Annotated in this window: 16 protein-coding genes, 1 pseudogene and 1 riboswitch; of the genes and pseudogenes, 16 read left to right on the forward strand and 1 reads right to left on the reverse strand. The window is 43.6% G+C overall.

Features of this window, described 5'->3' with window-relative positions:
- Positions 1 to 192 precede the first annotated feature (192 nt).
- Positions 193 to 317: riboswitch (cyclic di-GMP riboswitch) on the forward strand.
- A 311-nt stretch (positions 318 to 628) separates the two neighbouring features.
- The 11 genes and pseudogenes from E1757_RS24935 to E1757_RS24990 all read left to right on the forward strand — a co-directional run bounded on the left by E1757_RS24935 (position 629) and on the right by E1757_RS24990 (position 9,189).
- Positions 629 to 1,114 carry a cohesin domain-containing protein gene (locus E1757_RS24935; protein WP_133233280.1) on the forward strand — a complete coding sequence of 162 codons (486 nt, stop codon included), beginning with the start codon at positions 629 to 631 and terminating at the stop codon, positions 1,112 to 1,114.
- A gap of 380 nt (positions 1,115 to 1,494) precedes the next feature.
- Positions 1,495 to 2,064 carry a hypothetical protein gene (locus tag E1757_RS24940; protein WP_133233282.1) on the forward strand — a complete coding sequence of 190 codons (570 nt, stop codon included), beginning with the start codon at positions 1,495 to 1,497 and terminating at the stop codon, positions 2,062 to 2,064.
- Between the two features lie 230 nt (positions 2,065 to 2,294).
- Positions 2,295 to 2,753: a hypothetical protein gene (locus E1757_RS24945; protein WP_133233284.1), complete on the forward strand. Its 459-nt coding sequence runs from the start codon at positions 2,295 to 2,297 to the stop codon at positions 2,751 to 2,753.
- A gap of 168 nt (positions 2,754 to 2,921) precedes the next feature.
- Entirely contained in the window at positions 2,922 to 3,674 is a 753-nt protein-coding gene (locus tag E1757_RS24950) for a hypothetical protein (RefSeq protein ID WP_165972273.1), read from the forward strand.
- Between the two features lie 14 nt (positions 3,675 to 3,688).
- Positions 3,689 to 4,018, forward strand: coding sequence for a hypothetical protein (locus E1757_RS24955; protein ID WP_133233288.1), 330 nt, complete (start codon positions 3,689 to 3,691; stop codon positions 4,016 to 4,018).
- A 338-nt stretch (positions 4,019 to 4,356) separates the two neighbouring features.
- A complete protein-coding gene (locus E1757_RS24960; RefSeq protein ID WP_133233290.1) occupies positions 4,357 to 4,536 on the forward strand; it encodes an RHS repeat domain-containing protein in 180 nt (59 codons plus the stop codon).
- A 47-nt stretch (positions 4,537 to 4,583) separates the two neighbouring features.
- Entirely contained in the window at positions 4,584 to 5,423 is an 840-nt protein-coding gene (locus E1757_RS24965; RefSeq protein ID WP_133233292.1) for a hypothetical protein, read from the forward strand.
- A 186-nt stretch (positions 5,424 to 5,609) separates the two neighbouring features.
- On the forward strand, positions 5,610 to 6,350 hold the full coding sequence (locus E1757_RS24970) for a hypothetical protein (RefSeq protein WP_133233294.1): 741 nt from the start codon (positions 5,610 to 5,612) through the stop codon (positions 6,348 to 6,350).
- A 31-nt stretch (positions 6,351 to 6,381) separates the two neighbouring features.
- Positions 6,382 to 6,906: pseudogene (locus E1757_RS24980) on the forward strand (IS66 family transposase); the annotation flags it as partial.
- 402 nt (positions 6,907 to 7,308) lie between these two features.
- Entirely contained in the window at positions 7,309 to 8,559 is a 1,251-nt protein-coding gene (locus tag E1757_RS24985) for an MFS transporter (RefSeq protein ID WP_181956691.1), read from the forward strand.
- Between the two features lie 432 nt (positions 8,560 to 8,991).
- Positions 8,992 to 9,189, forward strand: coding sequence for a hypothetical protein (locus tag E1757_RS24990; protein WP_133233302.1), 198 nt, complete (start codon positions 8,992 to 8,994; stop codon positions 9,187 to 9,189).
- Positions 9,190 to 9,980: 791 nt separating this feature from the next.
- Here E1757_RS24990 and E1757_RS24995 read toward each other — a convergent pair.
- Positions 9,981 to 10,685, reverse strand: coding sequence for a L,D-transpeptidase family protein (locus E1757_RS24995; RefSeq protein ID WP_133233304.1), 705 nt, complete (start codon positions 10,683 to 10,685; stop codon positions 9,981 to 9,983).
- Here E1757_RS24995 and E1757_RS25000 point away from each other — a divergent pair.
- The 5 genes from E1757_RS25000 (at position 10,608) to E1757_RS25020 (ending at position 15,446) form a co-directional block, all read left to right on the forward strand.
- Entirely contained in the window at positions 10,608 to 11,501 is an 894-nt protein-coding gene (locus E1757_RS25000) for an aldo/keto reductase (protein WP_133233306.1), read from the forward strand. The two genes, E1757_RS24995 and E1757_RS25000, sit on opposite strands and share 78 nt — an antisense overlap.
- Positions 11,502 to 12,082: 581 nt before the next feature.
- Positions 12,083 to 12,919, forward strand: coding sequence for a phytanoyl-CoA dioxygenase family protein (locus E1757_RS25005; protein ID WP_133233308.1), 837 nt, complete (start codon positions 12,083 to 12,085; stop codon positions 12,917 to 12,919).
- A 105-nt stretch (positions 12,920 to 13,024) separates the two neighbouring features.
- Positions 13,025 to 13,492, forward strand: a complete 468-nt coding sequence (locus tag E1757_RS25010) for a heme-degrading domain-containing protein (RefSeq protein WP_246079478.1) — start codon at positions 13,025 to 13,027, stop codon at positions 13,490 to 13,492.
- 107 nt (positions 13,493 to 13,599) lie between these two features.
- Positions 13,600 to 14,550, forward strand: coding sequence for an ABC transporter permease (locus E1757_RS25015; protein ID WP_133233310.1), 951 nt, complete (start codon positions 13,600 to 13,602; stop codon positions 14,548 to 14,550).
- A 14-nt stretch (positions 14,551 to 14,564) separates the two neighbouring features.
- Complete coding sequence (locus tag E1757_RS25020) at positions 14,565 to 15,446, forward strand: carbohydrate ABC transporter permease (RefSeq protein ID WP_133233312.1); 882 nt, start codon at positions 14,565 to 14,567, stop codon at positions 15,444 to 15,446.
- The last annotated feature ends 23 nt before the right edge of the window (positions 15,447 to 15,469 follow it).

Below are 15,469 nucleotides of genomic sequence, written 5' to 3' on the forward strand. Positions count from 1 at the left end.
TCTTTGATAATATGAATGATTTTTTTTTGCGTTCCTATCTTTGATTAGGTAAATATATTCTAATCGGTTAATAATCATAGAACTTACGACATAATTATTAAAATTATTACAAAATATTGCAGGGAATTAGTTCCTTTTGTATAATTAATTATCTGGTTCAAAAGTTTTATTTTTCTATTACTAACCACCGAAACAGTATAAAGGCAAACCTAGTCGAAAGATAGGGACGCAAAGCCACGGGCCTAAGCCGTCGGAAATGCAAGGAACATATAATGTTCCAACCGCATTTTTGAGCGGATGGCAGCCGGGTTGCCGAAAATCGGTGGTTTTTTTGTTGTTCGGAATGGAAAAATAAGGGATTCGTGTTAAAGGCTTGAATGGAAAAGTCGGCAACGGCTGAAAAAAAGATGTATGAAATAATATGGAGGGAAATCAATGGTAATTTGTAAAAGAATGATTTCCACGGGATAGCGAGCGAGCATGGACCGGGTGATTGGGTAGCCATTTTATCGTTATCAACGCTGCCGGACCCTCCTGAGCACCTGATGGACTTGAAGCTTTCGCAACTAACAGCACAATAGAGTTTCGTTGGCAAAAAGCTGACGGCTCCGATGGATACGATATTGAATTGGATGGGCAAAAAATCGATGCAGGGCTGAATACCAACTATCTCCACTCGCGTTTGGTACCGAGGACAACGCATACGTACAGGGTTAGAGCCAAAAATGTTACAGGCGTCACAGCATGGAGCCCTTCGATTACTAAGAGTACAACCAGTCCCACCTATTGGATAAATGGCAAAATAGGTCAAGAGTTTAATCTGAAATTGCTGGCTTCAAATGTACTGGACTTCAACGAATCCGATTTCGTCGTCACATACAATCCGGATCAGCTTGAGGTCGTGGATTTGTATAATTTTACTCCTGGACTTGACACAAATGAATCAGGCAAAATAGCAGGCTCTAATTTGGAGGTGAGGTACATTGCCGGGAAAATCATTTTCAAAGTTAAACAAAATATAGTTCCGGGAACATCATGGTCCGGGGAAGTGACCACCCTTATTTTCAAGTCGAAAATCGATGGACAAGCTTCTATTGACGTTGTGGTGGAATAAGAGAACTGATTCCGGAGTGACTGCATGACTAAGTTTTTCAAGAAATTTAATAAACAAATTGCCATATTGCTGGGCATAGCTCTAGTGACCTAATTATTCATTTTATTTCCTGTTTGGAAAAAAGAATCTCAAGAAATTCGTTCCGACTCAAATCCGAGCGAGGACATAAAGATTGCCGCGGATATTTCCAATATGACGGGTATCGGATCGGATGAGATTATGAGACTTAAGGCCCCAGGGAAGTCTTGGAATGAAATGCTCGAATTGCTGAAATCGAAGAGCGGCGGACAATCAGACGATAAAAATCCGGAGTTGGTGACGACGAGATCAAGGAATTACTGGAGCAAGGCTTTACCAATCAGGAGATTTTGGAGGCCCGGTTGGCCGCTGACAGATTGCAATTTCAAATAAAAGAGATCGCCGAGGAGTCGCCGATGGAGCGAATTGAAAAGCCTGTGGTCGAATTTACTGCCACAAATAACAAGAAAGAGGATAGAAAAGCGGAATACCGTAAAATATTCGAAGCTTTCGACATGAAGACGGCGGTCACGTTAATGCTGAAACTAAATAAAGAATTTGGCGGCCATGAGGCAGTGCTGAACGAATACTTGCTTTCCCTGCAGTTTGGCATAGAAATGGAAAAATATGTAAGCAATAAAGCTGAGTACGAGAGACAAAAAGAAATAAAGAGCAAAACCATCCTACCAAGCAGCTTCATTACTTTAGCTATATTGGAGCAAGATTTATTAAATAAAATCAACAAGGAAAATTCATCGGGGAAGGTAAGCTTCTCCGATAACCAACGGACGATGGTACAAGGTCCTCCAACGAAAGAAAGCATGTCGCCACTGCCGGACGTCCCAAAGCCAAACGTTATCGATGTGAAGTCCAAAAATCCGGTGGATGAGATTTTAAGCGAAATCCGCAACATGGATCCTAATAAACCTTAAGAGGAGCGGTATGATGTCAAGCCCCTAAGCTACCTGAAAAATGGGTGGATGAAAATGGCGTGGCTAGAATTACAATTAAGGGAGGCAGTGATAGAGCGCCAGGAAGTACTGATCCTCATGTTGAAATTAAGGATGCATCAGATCAAAGAGTAGACCCTTTCGGAAGCCCAGTAACAAGGAAGAGCGCGGGAAATCATACCCCTATTGAACTTAAGTAAGGATAGGTGAAGATGAAAATTGAATGGTTTTTATTTGAACACAGTTATCTATTGGGAATAGAGTTTAATCCAATCGGTTGCTCACTAACATTAATAATTGATGCAAAGATCACATTTGAGCATCCACAATCAACAGAGATGAGCAATACGGAAGAAAACTATGAAAAAATTGCTATTCTTTTTGAAGGTGTACAGTATTTAAGAATGATTAATAGTTTGCAATTGCTTTCAAACCCTAATGAAGACTTTGGTAGTATCGAGCAACTTAAGTTAAAGAGTCCAGATTCAATAAGCCAAGGCTTATCGATTTCGGAGAATGAAAATAGAAGAGTGCTATCTCTTGAATTGTCTAAAGCTAACGTAGCTACAGTATTTTCTATTTCTAAAAATTTGTCTTTTATCAATTTTGTCTCAGAGATGATTTCATTTGAACTTGGTTTTGAGAGGTACTCTATTGTTGTAAGTGAATAAAGAAAAAAAGTATAACTAGAACTCCATGAACCTGATTGCCCGATAGTGCCATCAGGTTTTTTCTTTGAATGGGCTACCCAGAACGAAAGAAAAGATAGGGTAAAGATCGCCTCGTACAAATCCTCACTTACAGGAGCGGTACGAGGATCAAGTGGTGTTATGTCCGGGTTGAGTGGTCCAACTCCTAACCCTTATACAGACCCTAAATCGCCAACTTCAGCTGCCACTATGAAAGCAATTAAGTCAGGTTCAGACTTGCCATTAGAGAGTTATTACTATAAACGAATGGATTCTGAACAGCAAGAGCTGGCAGAGATGGAGGCCTCAAGAAAAATACAGTTACCAGAGGAGCAGAAGGTCTATGTAGGAGAGCATCCGATCAAACAACAAGGTGCCGATGTTATTTCGCAACCTGCTATCAATAAGGAACCAGTGCATATAGGAGAGCAGCCCAATATTGAGGAAAAACCATACATTAGTGGGCAGCCTATTAATGAGGAAAAGCCTAATATAACTGAACAGCCGCTTCAAGAACGAGGACCAACAATTTTAAAGGCCGAGGGTGCAGGTGAAATAGGATGGAGTATGGTAAAAGGTGGAGGAACGATAGGCGGTCGACAATACTCCGAGCATGCATTAGAAAGAATGGCTCCGAACACTCTTGAGGTAAGGGCAGAACTAACAACGAGAGCGTATGAAAAGGCCGCTGAAAAAGGATTTCAACAGGGAACCAAAGAGCATGCTGAATTTGTAACAAAATATGTTGACCCACGTGGAATTACTCCATCTGAAGTCGAGGATGCTATTAAAAATACACATGCTCAAGCAGGAAGGTATGATGGAACCTTTATGCACCAAAATGATAATGTAACAGTAATAACTAGTGCTAATGGGAGTGTTATAACAGTCATACCAAAATAAAGGGGGAAGCTAAAATGTTCATACAATTTGATGAATACGAGTTGCTAGGACTGTTTGAGACTGAACCAGTATCAATTGGTGAAAAAGAAGAAGGAAAATTTATTTGTAGTAAATCTGACGGCTTTGGATTTAAACTAGTGATGGTCTTTTCTATATACGAAAAAGTATGTAGCTTAAGTCTAAACCATCAGAGTTATGAAACCCCCATATTAGATATGAAATTTAACGATGTTGTAAAAATTTCTTGTAACAATACGCAATTGAAAATTCAATGTAATAATGATGCAAATTGTGTTATAGCTACTTTTAAGCCAAATTTTTCAATAAATATCCTTGATTTATAATGTCATGAAATAATATATCCGTAGGGGCATGTTCCCTATGGTTCTTTTTTTGATGGGGCTACCCAGTGCCGAATAAATCCATCATTCAACCTTTAACACAACTAACCCATGTAATATCCGTAAAAAGAAATTCCGTTTCGTTTATACGCACACAAAATGTATGAAGGGCTGTTTTTTGAGAAAATCTGGGAGCTAACGAATTACAGCCGGTCGTTACCGATGAGAGCGGGTAACCCCGCACTACTTTTATCTCATGGGTTCTATAGATTACTCTTGCCGCGGCCAAAGGACATCTGGGACGCTTCGATAGATGAATACGTGGGAGACTAATCAGAAGGATGAAGGAAACGGTGAATGCCGTCAACTTGTCGATCCGTTATCGATACGATCTGGCCGGAAACGCTGTTGAAGTAACCGATCGGATTGGCAACTATACCGGGTACGTGTACGATAATCGTAATTTGCTTCTGAACAAGAAAAGTCAAGGAAACCAGAGAAGCCATCAGTTACTCGTATAACGAAACCGGTTACTGTAATCCAAGTTGTTCAAATTGGCTCGCCCAGAGTGAAAATTTCAGAATCATTTCAAGATCGAGTTTCTTATTTATACGATGGCTGGGATCCTGTAACTTTACTTGGTAATTGGGCAGGAGTATCCATGGTAGGAATAGATCCTTTTAAATATGCTCCTGACAACATACAGAGAATAGATATTATAGGTAATCATATAGATTATTTTTCTAGATCTAAAGATGGTAATGGTGTAACAAATCTTACTAAAAACATTCAGTGCGATCTGGAACTGGATAAAGCCATAGAAAGGTGGTATACATTGGAAACAAAATTTAAATGGTATAAACCAACAAGGATAATTATGATAACTGTTGTATTAATCATCTCAATATTTTCAATTTATATCTTCAACGGGATAGCAAAGCCCGGTACCAAAATAACCGAAGCAAAATTGAAAAGTGACCTTGGGAAACTTGGTAATGGTGAGGTAAAGGTCAAAAATAAATACATTGGAATGGTTGATGATGATTTTCTAAAAGATAAGGAACTTAAAACCATAGCGAGTCAAGTGGAGAATGGAAGTCATTATATTCAGGTATCGGTCCAAAATAAAGAGGATTTCTCAAAGCCTCTAGAAGTCAGATATGGCATGAGGGTTTGGCTATACCTATCAAATCATGAATTGCCTTATCCAATATCCGTAGTAAAAATTTATATTGATAAAAAGTGGGTAATGGATGGTCAAGATTTAGCTCTAATTCAAAGAGAAGAATTTCAACAACTGTATTCGGAAATTAGTAAAGCCGAACATATGAATGATAATGAAATCATTGGAAAATTAACGGATTTATGGATTAAAAAACATAATTACCAGAGACGAGAATTGAAATAACATAGCAAAGCCACATTGCAACTAATGTGTTGCTTGATCATGGCTTATTGTCGATAGCCTACCATCGTACAATCACGGGGGTTGGGCTATTTTTGTATGTAAATAGCATTTCGGAGTTAGCGCTGGTGCGAACTATGTTATTATTTCAGTGATGGATGCATTTACCATGATAGGGATGTGAAAGGAATGAACAAAACAAGAACTTTTGTGTTATTGGGTATAGCATTAATCACTGTCTCTACTTATCCATTATTTTTGATTATTCAAGAAAATGTATTGGATCGCTATGTAAATTCAAGATATGAACTGAAAGATATCATTGATATAAGAAGACGTCATAAGGCTCCTCCGTTGTCTTACGAGCTTGCCTCCCCTATTAATTGGAAAGGCAACTCCATTGAAGTACTAACAAGTGATACTGGCTTAGACGCACCTAAAACTCCATTTGATAAGGAACCCGAGAGGATTAAGAAAATTACCATAAAAGTAAATGGGAAGGAGGTATCATTTCCAACAGAAGCTTGGTTACCCCAGAAAATTACAGGAGATAGTAATTTCTTATCTTGGTTGAATTTAGTAGAAATTAAAGATAATAAAAACAATACAGAACAATTGGCCATTGTTCAAAGAATAGGAGATAATTGGAAGAGGGGTGATGTAATTTCCCAAAAATGGAGAATAATACATATAGATGAAGAAAAGGAATCCACAGTGGAGACATTTTCATATGCAGATAGAGAAAATCATATATTGGGAGTCAAATTAATACTTCATTCCTCACAGACATCATCGTGGATCGGATATAAATCTGACCTTGCGTATAGACTTCCTTCAATATTTTTTCCGTTAGTTTATCCGACAGGAACATTTTTACTAGGTATTCTAATAGTAATCATAGGTTTTGTTCGATATAGGAAGCAAAGATAAATGGGCCAGAAGCAATCAGCGTTCCAACACAGCAGCGGCGGAAGGACTGGCCTTCTGCAATGCTCTCTTTGAGGTGGAACGCAAGTGGAAAGATGAGACGCCCGAGCAGCGTTATGAAGCCCGACTTGCTGAGAGTCAACCGATCTAGGACGCGTTCTCAGCTTGGTTAGAAGCTCAGCGGCCGCGTGTACTGCCCAAAAGCTTGTTAGGTACGGCGATCACTTACTGTACGAACCAGTGGGAGAAGCTGAACGTATTCTTGCAGGACGGACGGCTGGAAATCGATAACAACCGCAGCGAACGCTCGATTAAGCCCGTAGTTATTGGTCGAAAAAATTTCCTGTTCAGCAATACGCCGCGCGGAGCCAAGGCCAGCGCGAACATTTACAGCATCGTGGAGACGGCTAAAGCTAACGGTCTCAAGCCACATCTATATTTGCAGTATCTGTTTGAGCGGCTCCCACAGCTTCCCAATCCAGCAGATCCTGAAGCACTGAGCAAGCTTGCTCCCTGGTCAGCTTCATTGCCGCTTATATGCCGCGTCTATTCCAAATAAGCATCGTTCAGCCCCGTTCCATCCAAGACGGGTTATTCGGTGTTCCTTCAATGCTCGTGTTTCTTGATAATAAAGTCGTTTAAATGGAACTCTTTTGGGGATTGCCCTCGGCGGACATTAAATGTTCGTACTCCGTCCCTCGTTTAGTTGAACAAACTACTCCCTGCATGGAGTAATACAAAAGAGAATCTTAGCATAAAAAAGACGCTTCCGACAGGAGCGTCTTTATCATCCAAGAACAAATGTTCGTTTTTTGAAGCAATTAAAATAAATCGGGGCATATTTGACTTTCATATTATTAGTATAAATCATCCGTATTTATAAGTCTATATTTTTTCAGGATAATGTTCTATAGTGTGTATACCCGGCCGGGAAGCGATGTTGTGGAAAGAGGAAGGTATTGTGCAAATAAGTTTATGGAATATCAATTTGAAAGTCCGGTTAATCGGAGAAGCACTGTTTAACATGCTATTTTGGATGTACTTTCCGTTTATAACGGTATATTTCGGTGCGGCATTAGGCAATCATATTGCAGGCATTTTGATGACACTTCCGCCGATATTCAGCATAATAGGAGTACTGCTTGGAGGAGCTTTAGCAGATCGGTTAGGGCGTCGTCCCGTGATGCTACTGGGTGCTTCAATTCAGACGATGATGTTTGCATCATTTGCGGTATCACCATCCCATTGGATTGATTATATCGCATTTATCGGCATAGGACTTGGGGGAGCCCTATACAGTCCTGCAAGCTCCGCAATGGTTGCCGACTTGGTTCCCGCATGTAATCGTCGCCAAATCTTCGCAACGTTTACAACGGCCAATAATATTGGCGCCGTGCTTGGGCCTGCTCTTGGAGCCATTTTCTTCTTCCATTACCGGCAATTGCTGTTGTGGACCTGTGCGTTAGTGATGTTCCTGTATGTTATCGCCATTTATTTTATTATTCATGAAACACGTCCACAAACGGCGAAACAACCTGAAGCTTCAAATTCTATTATCCAACTATTCATGGAACAGTGGAAGGGATACGGCATTATTTTTCGCGATAAAGTGTTCCTCATTTATATTTTGGCGGGCATCTTTGCCCTAATGGTCATTATGCAACTGGATCTTTATTGGGCTGTTTACGTGATCAACGAGGTACCTGCCCAAGCTCTATTCACATGGATACGAGATTCCCTTATTCTGTCCAGTACGGAGATCTTCGGATGGTTACTGGGATTGAACGGTTTATTGTTTGTTCTGCTTATCTTTCCTGTTACGAAATGGTTCTTACATTGGAAAGACCGCAATGTATTCATTCTATCATCGCTCCTTTCAGGAGTAGGTACATTCTCCCTTGGACTGAACACCAATTTATGGTATTTGTTTTTCGTCACAGTAATCTTCACCTTTGGTGAGATTGTACGCTCTCCGGTGACACAGAGCTTTATTAGCCGTTATGCTCCGGATTATGCAAGAGGACAGTACATGGGAGCCAACAGCCTGCAGCATACCATCGCGAGATTTTTGGCCCCGGTGACGGTTTTCCTATCCAACTGGGTAGCGCCTGTGGGAATATTCAGCATCATTTTGGTGTTTGCTTTCATCAGTATAGTGTTATACAACCAGTTATTTAAAATCTATGTGGAGAAGCCGGAGGCAGCGAATTGATGGATTCGTAAATACTGCCGGATTTCTGCTTCCAATTTAAACAGCGCGGCGATAACATAACAACGCCACTCCGAACAAAGGAGTGGTTTCTTTGTATTGAACTTCTCTTTAATGCAGTTTAGCGCGCGGTCGAAAAATTAAACAACTTTATTATCAAACAACAGCTCGCATCTACTTACGTGCGCGGTAAATTTCAGCTGTAAATAGGATCTACTTTCAAAAACTGCTTCAAAGGAAGATAATCTTTTAGGAACTGACAAGTACGGGAACAAGTGGTATGCTCAAACTCAAGAAGATGGAAGACAATCTTGGGTACAAGTTAGAAATGGGGAAATTAGAAACGGTGGTTTGAATACAACACCTAAAGAGTTTAACACAGAGACAGGTTTATCAAGTCCTGTTAAACCAGGTCAAAAGTAATGGAGGATTTAAATGAAAAATGTATCAGAACTAGATGCATTTAAAGCCATGGTGTTATTTTTGGAGGATTACTATGATAGAACTAAGTCAGATGATGTTGGGTCACTACTAGGAGACCTTATTATTCTAGCAGATGGTTCTACAGCAGACCCTGCTGTTTGGAAAGAATGGCTTGATTGTTTAGATCGATCTAGTGTGAATAAGCAATAACTACTTCATAAAGAATTCGGGGTAAAATGTAGTGCACCCCTTAGAATGGAAATAGGAAAAACCCTTAGGGCAAAATTCCTATAAAGATTCTAGGGGGTGCGTTTTTATGCCGGAAAAAATGAACGGTTATGCCTTCCGGGAACAACTTTCCTTGGACAGCTATATGAAAGCGTGACCCTTCAAGCCTCTGTAGAAACGTGCCGTGCACGGTTTGGTTTTTATCCCAAAGCAGTGCTGGGCGACCGCACCCGTGATAACCTAGGTTACTGGAGAAAGGGATTCGTCTCAGCGGCCGCGGCTGGGATGTCTTTCGAGTGACCAGCAAAAACAAAAACGAATCGCCAAAGCGGACGCCTCCGTACCAATGACGTTGAAGGCAAATTCGGAGAAGGCAAGCGCAGTTACGGGCTTGGCCGTATTTGAGCGCACTTTCAGACGACCAGTGAGACGGTGATTGGGCTACAACTTCTGGTGATGAATCTGGAAAAGAGACTACGCGTTCTCATGGTTGCCCGAACGGTCATTACTGATGAAGAGCGGATAACCCCGCTCATCACATAGGATCAATAGGTTACTCTTGCCACGGAGCGCTTTCGATGGAGGGATACATCGGATACGGTCATGTACCTATAAAATAAATGAAACAAGACACTTATCCGTATCCGCGCTGTAGATGCTATTTCGTTTCAAGCGCGGGAGAAGGGTGATTCGCATTGCCATAAAAGCAGAACAACGACAAAGAAAACCGGCCGATGCTCCGCCGAGCTATCCTCACACCGCGTACCCATCAATCACTCAATCAACCCCAATTCCTCATACACCTTAATCGAGATGATTCCAGTCTGGGCCAGTTGATGCTCTAGCTGGAATTTTTTCACTGCCGCGGTGGTATCCGAGCGAAATTTTCCGTTACTGCTCCCGTTAAAATAACCGGCGCTCTTCAAACGGGATTGGACGAGCTGCACATCCCCGCCGACGTCTCCTTCCGCCAATGTTCTCGGTGCATGGCTCGAATCTCCCAAAACATGCCCGTATATGGTTACTTTCGTACCGAGCGGAATCATTTCGAATAACTCGATAACATCATGATTACGCATTCGGATACAGCCATGGCTAAGATGCTGCCCGATCGAATACGGCTTGTTGGTACCGTGAATGCCATAGCTTCCCCAGGGTACGTTCAATCCAAGCCACCGTGGTCCAAACGCAGGCCCCCAATTTTTCCCCTTATAAATGATCTGATATTCACCAACGGGAGTAGGAGTAGACGGGTTTCCGACAGAAACGGGGTACGTCTTTACTTTTTGTCCGTGTGCCCATACAACCAGCTTGTGTTGTGAAGGATAAATATGTATGGAGAAAATTCCCTGGTCGGCAACAATCGGTAATGAGGGGTCGGCATAAACGGGATTGCTGCCATGTTCCCCAACTGTATTCGAGAGCAGCCAAACTATAACAATGACCCGAAGCAGAAAAAGTTTCTTGCGATTCATCATTTATCACCACAAAGTATTTTTAATCTTATGGTTATCATTTTCTCATTTAATCATTCGCGACCTGCAAAAATAACCCGACCCGCCAACGAAATGATTCACACAAAGTTTAGTCCAGCAAAATTTTTTGATCCCTCCACACGGTTTTCCCCCAACGACATCATAAGTACACTCGATGGCAGTTTGGAACGCCTTGGCATGAGCGAAGTGGATCTGTACCAATTGCACTATCCGGTTGCACGTCACAAACTAAACCGGTATCTGGATGCTATGGCTGAAACCGTAAAAAGCGGTAAGGCAAAAGCGGTCGGCGTCAGTAATTTCAATACGGAACTTATGAAGCATGCGCATGAATATTTTGCAAAGCACAATATTCGACTGGCCTCCAACCAAATCGGATACAACTTATTATACCGTTTTCCTGAAACGAATGGCATGCTGGCAGCATACGAAGAGCTCGACGTTGCACTTATTGCCATTCTCCCTCTGGCAGAAGGGGTGCTTACAGGAAAGTATAGGGTCGGCGGTGATCCCTATCCTTCCGCTATGCGTACGATCGCTTTGGTTACACAACTTGATATATTCAAAGAAGGAGAACCTTCGCCGCTTATGCGGCGTCTTTTTACAAAGCCATATATGCTGCAGCGTGAAAAGCTTGAGCCATTGTTTGAACTTATGCATGGAATTTCCAAAAAGTATAATGCAACAATTTCTCAGGTATCGCTCAATTGGTTGCTTGCAAGCAATCCACGAGTTATCCCGATTCCAGGCGAAAAAAATTCAAAACAGGCGGCAGCCAATGCAGCGACAATAAGCTGAAAGCTTACCCGCGAAGAATTTAATAAACTAAGCCAGACCGAGAGAGCAATATGGACTTCACTTCCACGCTAGGGTATGTATACGAGACAGACCGTACACAGTCAGCGGAGTGTTAGCTCGCTTTAAATGTGTTTGGAAGGTATTAGGACTTCAATTTTACATTTAAAAGGTTCGATGCGTACATGGAGAGGGGCGTCATTGTCAGCGCGCGGGTGCGGGAAGCTTTTAACAAGCACAAGATTAAAGTGCACCGCTTCGAGCCGACTCACTTTGTGCAAGCTGGAAAAGTCATGTGTACGCGTGGTTTTAGCTTAATGCCGGCCTCCTCTCCGTCCATTTGGCCGCATCCCGACTGACAATAATTGTCGCTCGACCCCACTTCGCTGCATTTGTCCCCTCCGCATCCGACTTCACAGCCATCCCTCGCAAAAGCCGCTTGAGACAAATATTGCTCAATCCTGTTTTAGATCAATTGTCAGTATGTTGCGTCAATAGGGCCTCCTATAATGGGACTATCGAACCGCGGCGGTTAAAGACGCTGAAGCTCGACACCATCATAATCATATTGGAGGCTATCGTTCATGGACAAGTCATGCTTGCAGTATTCCTTGACAGAAGAAGAACGCCGAACATTCGATGAAACCGGCTATCTGATTTTGGAAAATATTTTGTCGGAGGAACATGTTGCAGCGCTAACGAAAGAAGTGGATTCGATTTATGAAGCGAAATTAAGAGAAGGGCATGATCCGAAGAAAGCGATGTTTCATCCGAATTTTATCCCGGATCATCACTTATTTGCGGATTTGGTCGACTATGAGAAGGTGCTGCCGAAGGTATGGGGGATTCTCGGCTGGAACATTTACTTGTATCATTGCCATATGATCGTTACGCCGCCGAACGGGCTGGAGAAAAATAATAAAACGTTCGGCTGGCACCAGGACAGCGGGCGGATGAACCGCGAGATGGAGTCCCATCCGCGCCCGCGTGTCTCATTGAAGGTAGCGTATTTCCTGTCGGATATTTCCGAAGCCGGCCGCGGCAATTTCTATATTGTACCGAACAGTCATTTGAAAGACGACGATATCGTCGTGCCGGACGGAGAGGGGCAGCCGGAGGGAGCGATTCCGGTTCGCGTGAAGCCGGGGACAGCCGTGTTCTTCGACCGCAGGCTGTGGCATGCGGCAAGTCCGAACTGGTCGGATATTACACGCAAAGTATTGTTTTACGGCTATGGCTATCGTTGGGTGCGCACGAAGGACGATATGACGGTAAGCGGTCTTTGGGAAAGCAGCTCGCCGATTCGCCGTCAGCTGCTCGGTGCGGGCAAAAATGCCGATAGCTATTATACGCCGACGGATGCGGACGTGCCGCTTCGCACTTGGCTGCAGGAGCATGCTCCGGAATTGGCCAGGTGGTAAGTTCCCGTGTGTGGGAATCGGACAGTTTGCGGCGCAACGCCAGCCTGCTTTTCGTGCGCTTCATTTCAAAAATCGCCTCAAACCAAGAGCCGGGATGTGTTGAACGTGGAAGACTACAACTCACTGCTGGATCAACTGCTGCAGGAAGAAAACGACCTGCAGTTCACGCAATTTACGAATAAAATGGCGTTTGAGATCGGAAGCCGGATTGTAGAGAAAGCGGAAACGGAGGGCAAATCGGTCCTGGTCGATATTCAACGAAACGGGCAGTGCCTGTTCCATTGCGCCATGGAAGGAAAATCTTTAAACAATGCCCAGTGGGTGAAACGCAAAAACAACGTCGTGCGCCATTTTGGACGCAGCTCCTATTATATGGCGACTTTGTTGAAATCCAAAAAGGCGACGATGGCGGAATGGGCTTTTCTTGACCCGAATGAATACGCAGCCGTAGGCGGGGCATTTCCCTTAATAATTAAAGGAGCCGGCGTCGTGGGCACAATTTCGGTATCCGGATTACCGCAAGAGGAGGACCATCGATTGGTTACGTCGGTTCTCGAGGAATTTATGATCTGAACCTAGTGATCGGATCATCAGGGTAGCATGCTGACAACAGGCGGATGCTATCCTGATTCCTTAAAATCTGCGGGCCGATCCGTCTACCGGAGAAATAGAGGTGAACAATGCAATCCAACACAGCGGCAAAAACGAAGACATCGTCTGCAGTCCGCTCCCGGCTATGGATCAATATGCTGCAGCATAAATATATGTACGCGCTTGCTCTGCCGGGTATCCTGTTCTTCATCTTGTTCAAGTTCGTTCCGATGTGGGGGCTGCTGCTTGCGTTCAAGGAATACAATCCGTACAGCGGCTATACAGGCAGCGAATGGGTGGGGCTGAAGCATTTCGCCGAATTGTTCGGCGATGACAATTTTTACCGCATGCTGAGAAACACGTTCGCAATCAATTTGTTCGGGCTTATCCTGATGTTCCCGGTTCCGATCCTGCTCGCCCTGATGCTGAATGAAGTGAGGCATGAAGTATTCAAAAGGCTGAACCAGTCGGTCGTGTACCTGCCCCATTTTTTATCGTGGGTGGTGGTTGCCAGTATGACCTTCTTCATTCTTTCCTCCGATGTAGGCATCGTCAACAAGCTGCTCAGCGATTCCGGTCATGAGACGATCGCCTTTTTATCCGAGCCGAATTACTTCTGGGGCTTGATTACATTGCAAAATATGTGGAAAGAAGCAGGATGGGGAACGATCATTTTTCTGGCGGCGATGGCCGGCGTCGATCCGCAGCGGTATGAAGCCGCCGTCATGGACGGAGCGGGCCGATTCAGGCAAATTTGGCATATTACGCTGCCGGCTATACGTCCGACGATTATTATATTGCTCATTTTAAGGCTCGGTCATATGGCGGACGTTGGCTTCGAGCAGGTGCTGCTGATGATCAATCCGCTGGTCGTGTCGGTCGCAGAAGTATTCGACACCTACGCATACACGCACGGTATTTTGAAAGGCCAGATCAGCGTCGGAATTACGGTCGGCATGTTTAAAGGCGTGGTCGGACTGATTCTCGTATTGGCCGCCAACTACACCGTCAAGAAGATGGGTCAGGAAGGAATTTACTAGAAAGGAGATGGAGCATGAGCTTTGTCGCAACCAAGAAGCTGACAGCCTTCGACTGGGTCAACTATTCGCTGCTGGTATTCATTTCGTTAGTCTGTATATTTCCGTTCATTTATGTATTCAGCGTTTCCTTTACCGATCCCGAGGTGTATGTCCCGCTCAAATTTTATTTTTTCCCCGACCAATGGTCGCTGGCCGCCTACAAATACTTGCTGTCGACCAACAGCTTTCTGAATTCTTTGCAAAATACGGTTTTCATTACGCTGATCGGCACGGTGCTCAATATTATCGTTTCATTTACATTCGCGTATGCGCTTACAAAGAAAACGATGCCCGGACGGAATATAATGCTGAGCGCGGTTATTTTTACGCTTGTGTTCAATGCTGGGATTGTTCCCGGCTATATTCTGATCAAGCAGCTGGGGCTGATTAACTCGCTCTGGAGTCTGATATGGCCAAGCTTGACCAACGCATGGAGCCTGATCGTCATTAAAAGCTTTTTCGAGTCGCTGCCTGCCGAACTGGAAGATTCGGCGAAGATAGACGGATGCTCCGATCTCGGCGTGTTTCTGAAAATTGTGCTTCCTTTATCGATGCCCGCTGTTGCGGCATTTACGCTCTTTTTTGCCGTATCGTACTGGAATACGTATTTCAATGCGCTGATTTATTTGTCCGACTCCAAGAAGTGGACGCTGCAGGTGCTGATCAAAACGCTTGTAATCGATTCCGATTCCAATGGCGTCGGACAGGCGGGTGCAGGCGGAGATGCCCGGGCGGTGCCTCAAGAAACGATTCGGATGGCATCCATCATGCTGGCCATGGTTCCTATTCTGCTTGTGTACCCGTTTTTGCAAAAGCATTTTGCCAAGGGTGTCATGCTGGGGTCGGTTAAAGGTTGAAGCTTAAAGGTTGAAGCAGCCTG

Origin of the sequence: Paenibacillus piri (genome assembly GCF_004354045.1) — a bacterium.
In the GTDB taxonomy this organism is placed as follows: domain Bacteria; phylum Bacillota; class Bacilli; order Paenibacillales; family NBRC-103111; genus Paenibacillus_S; species Paenibacillus_S piri.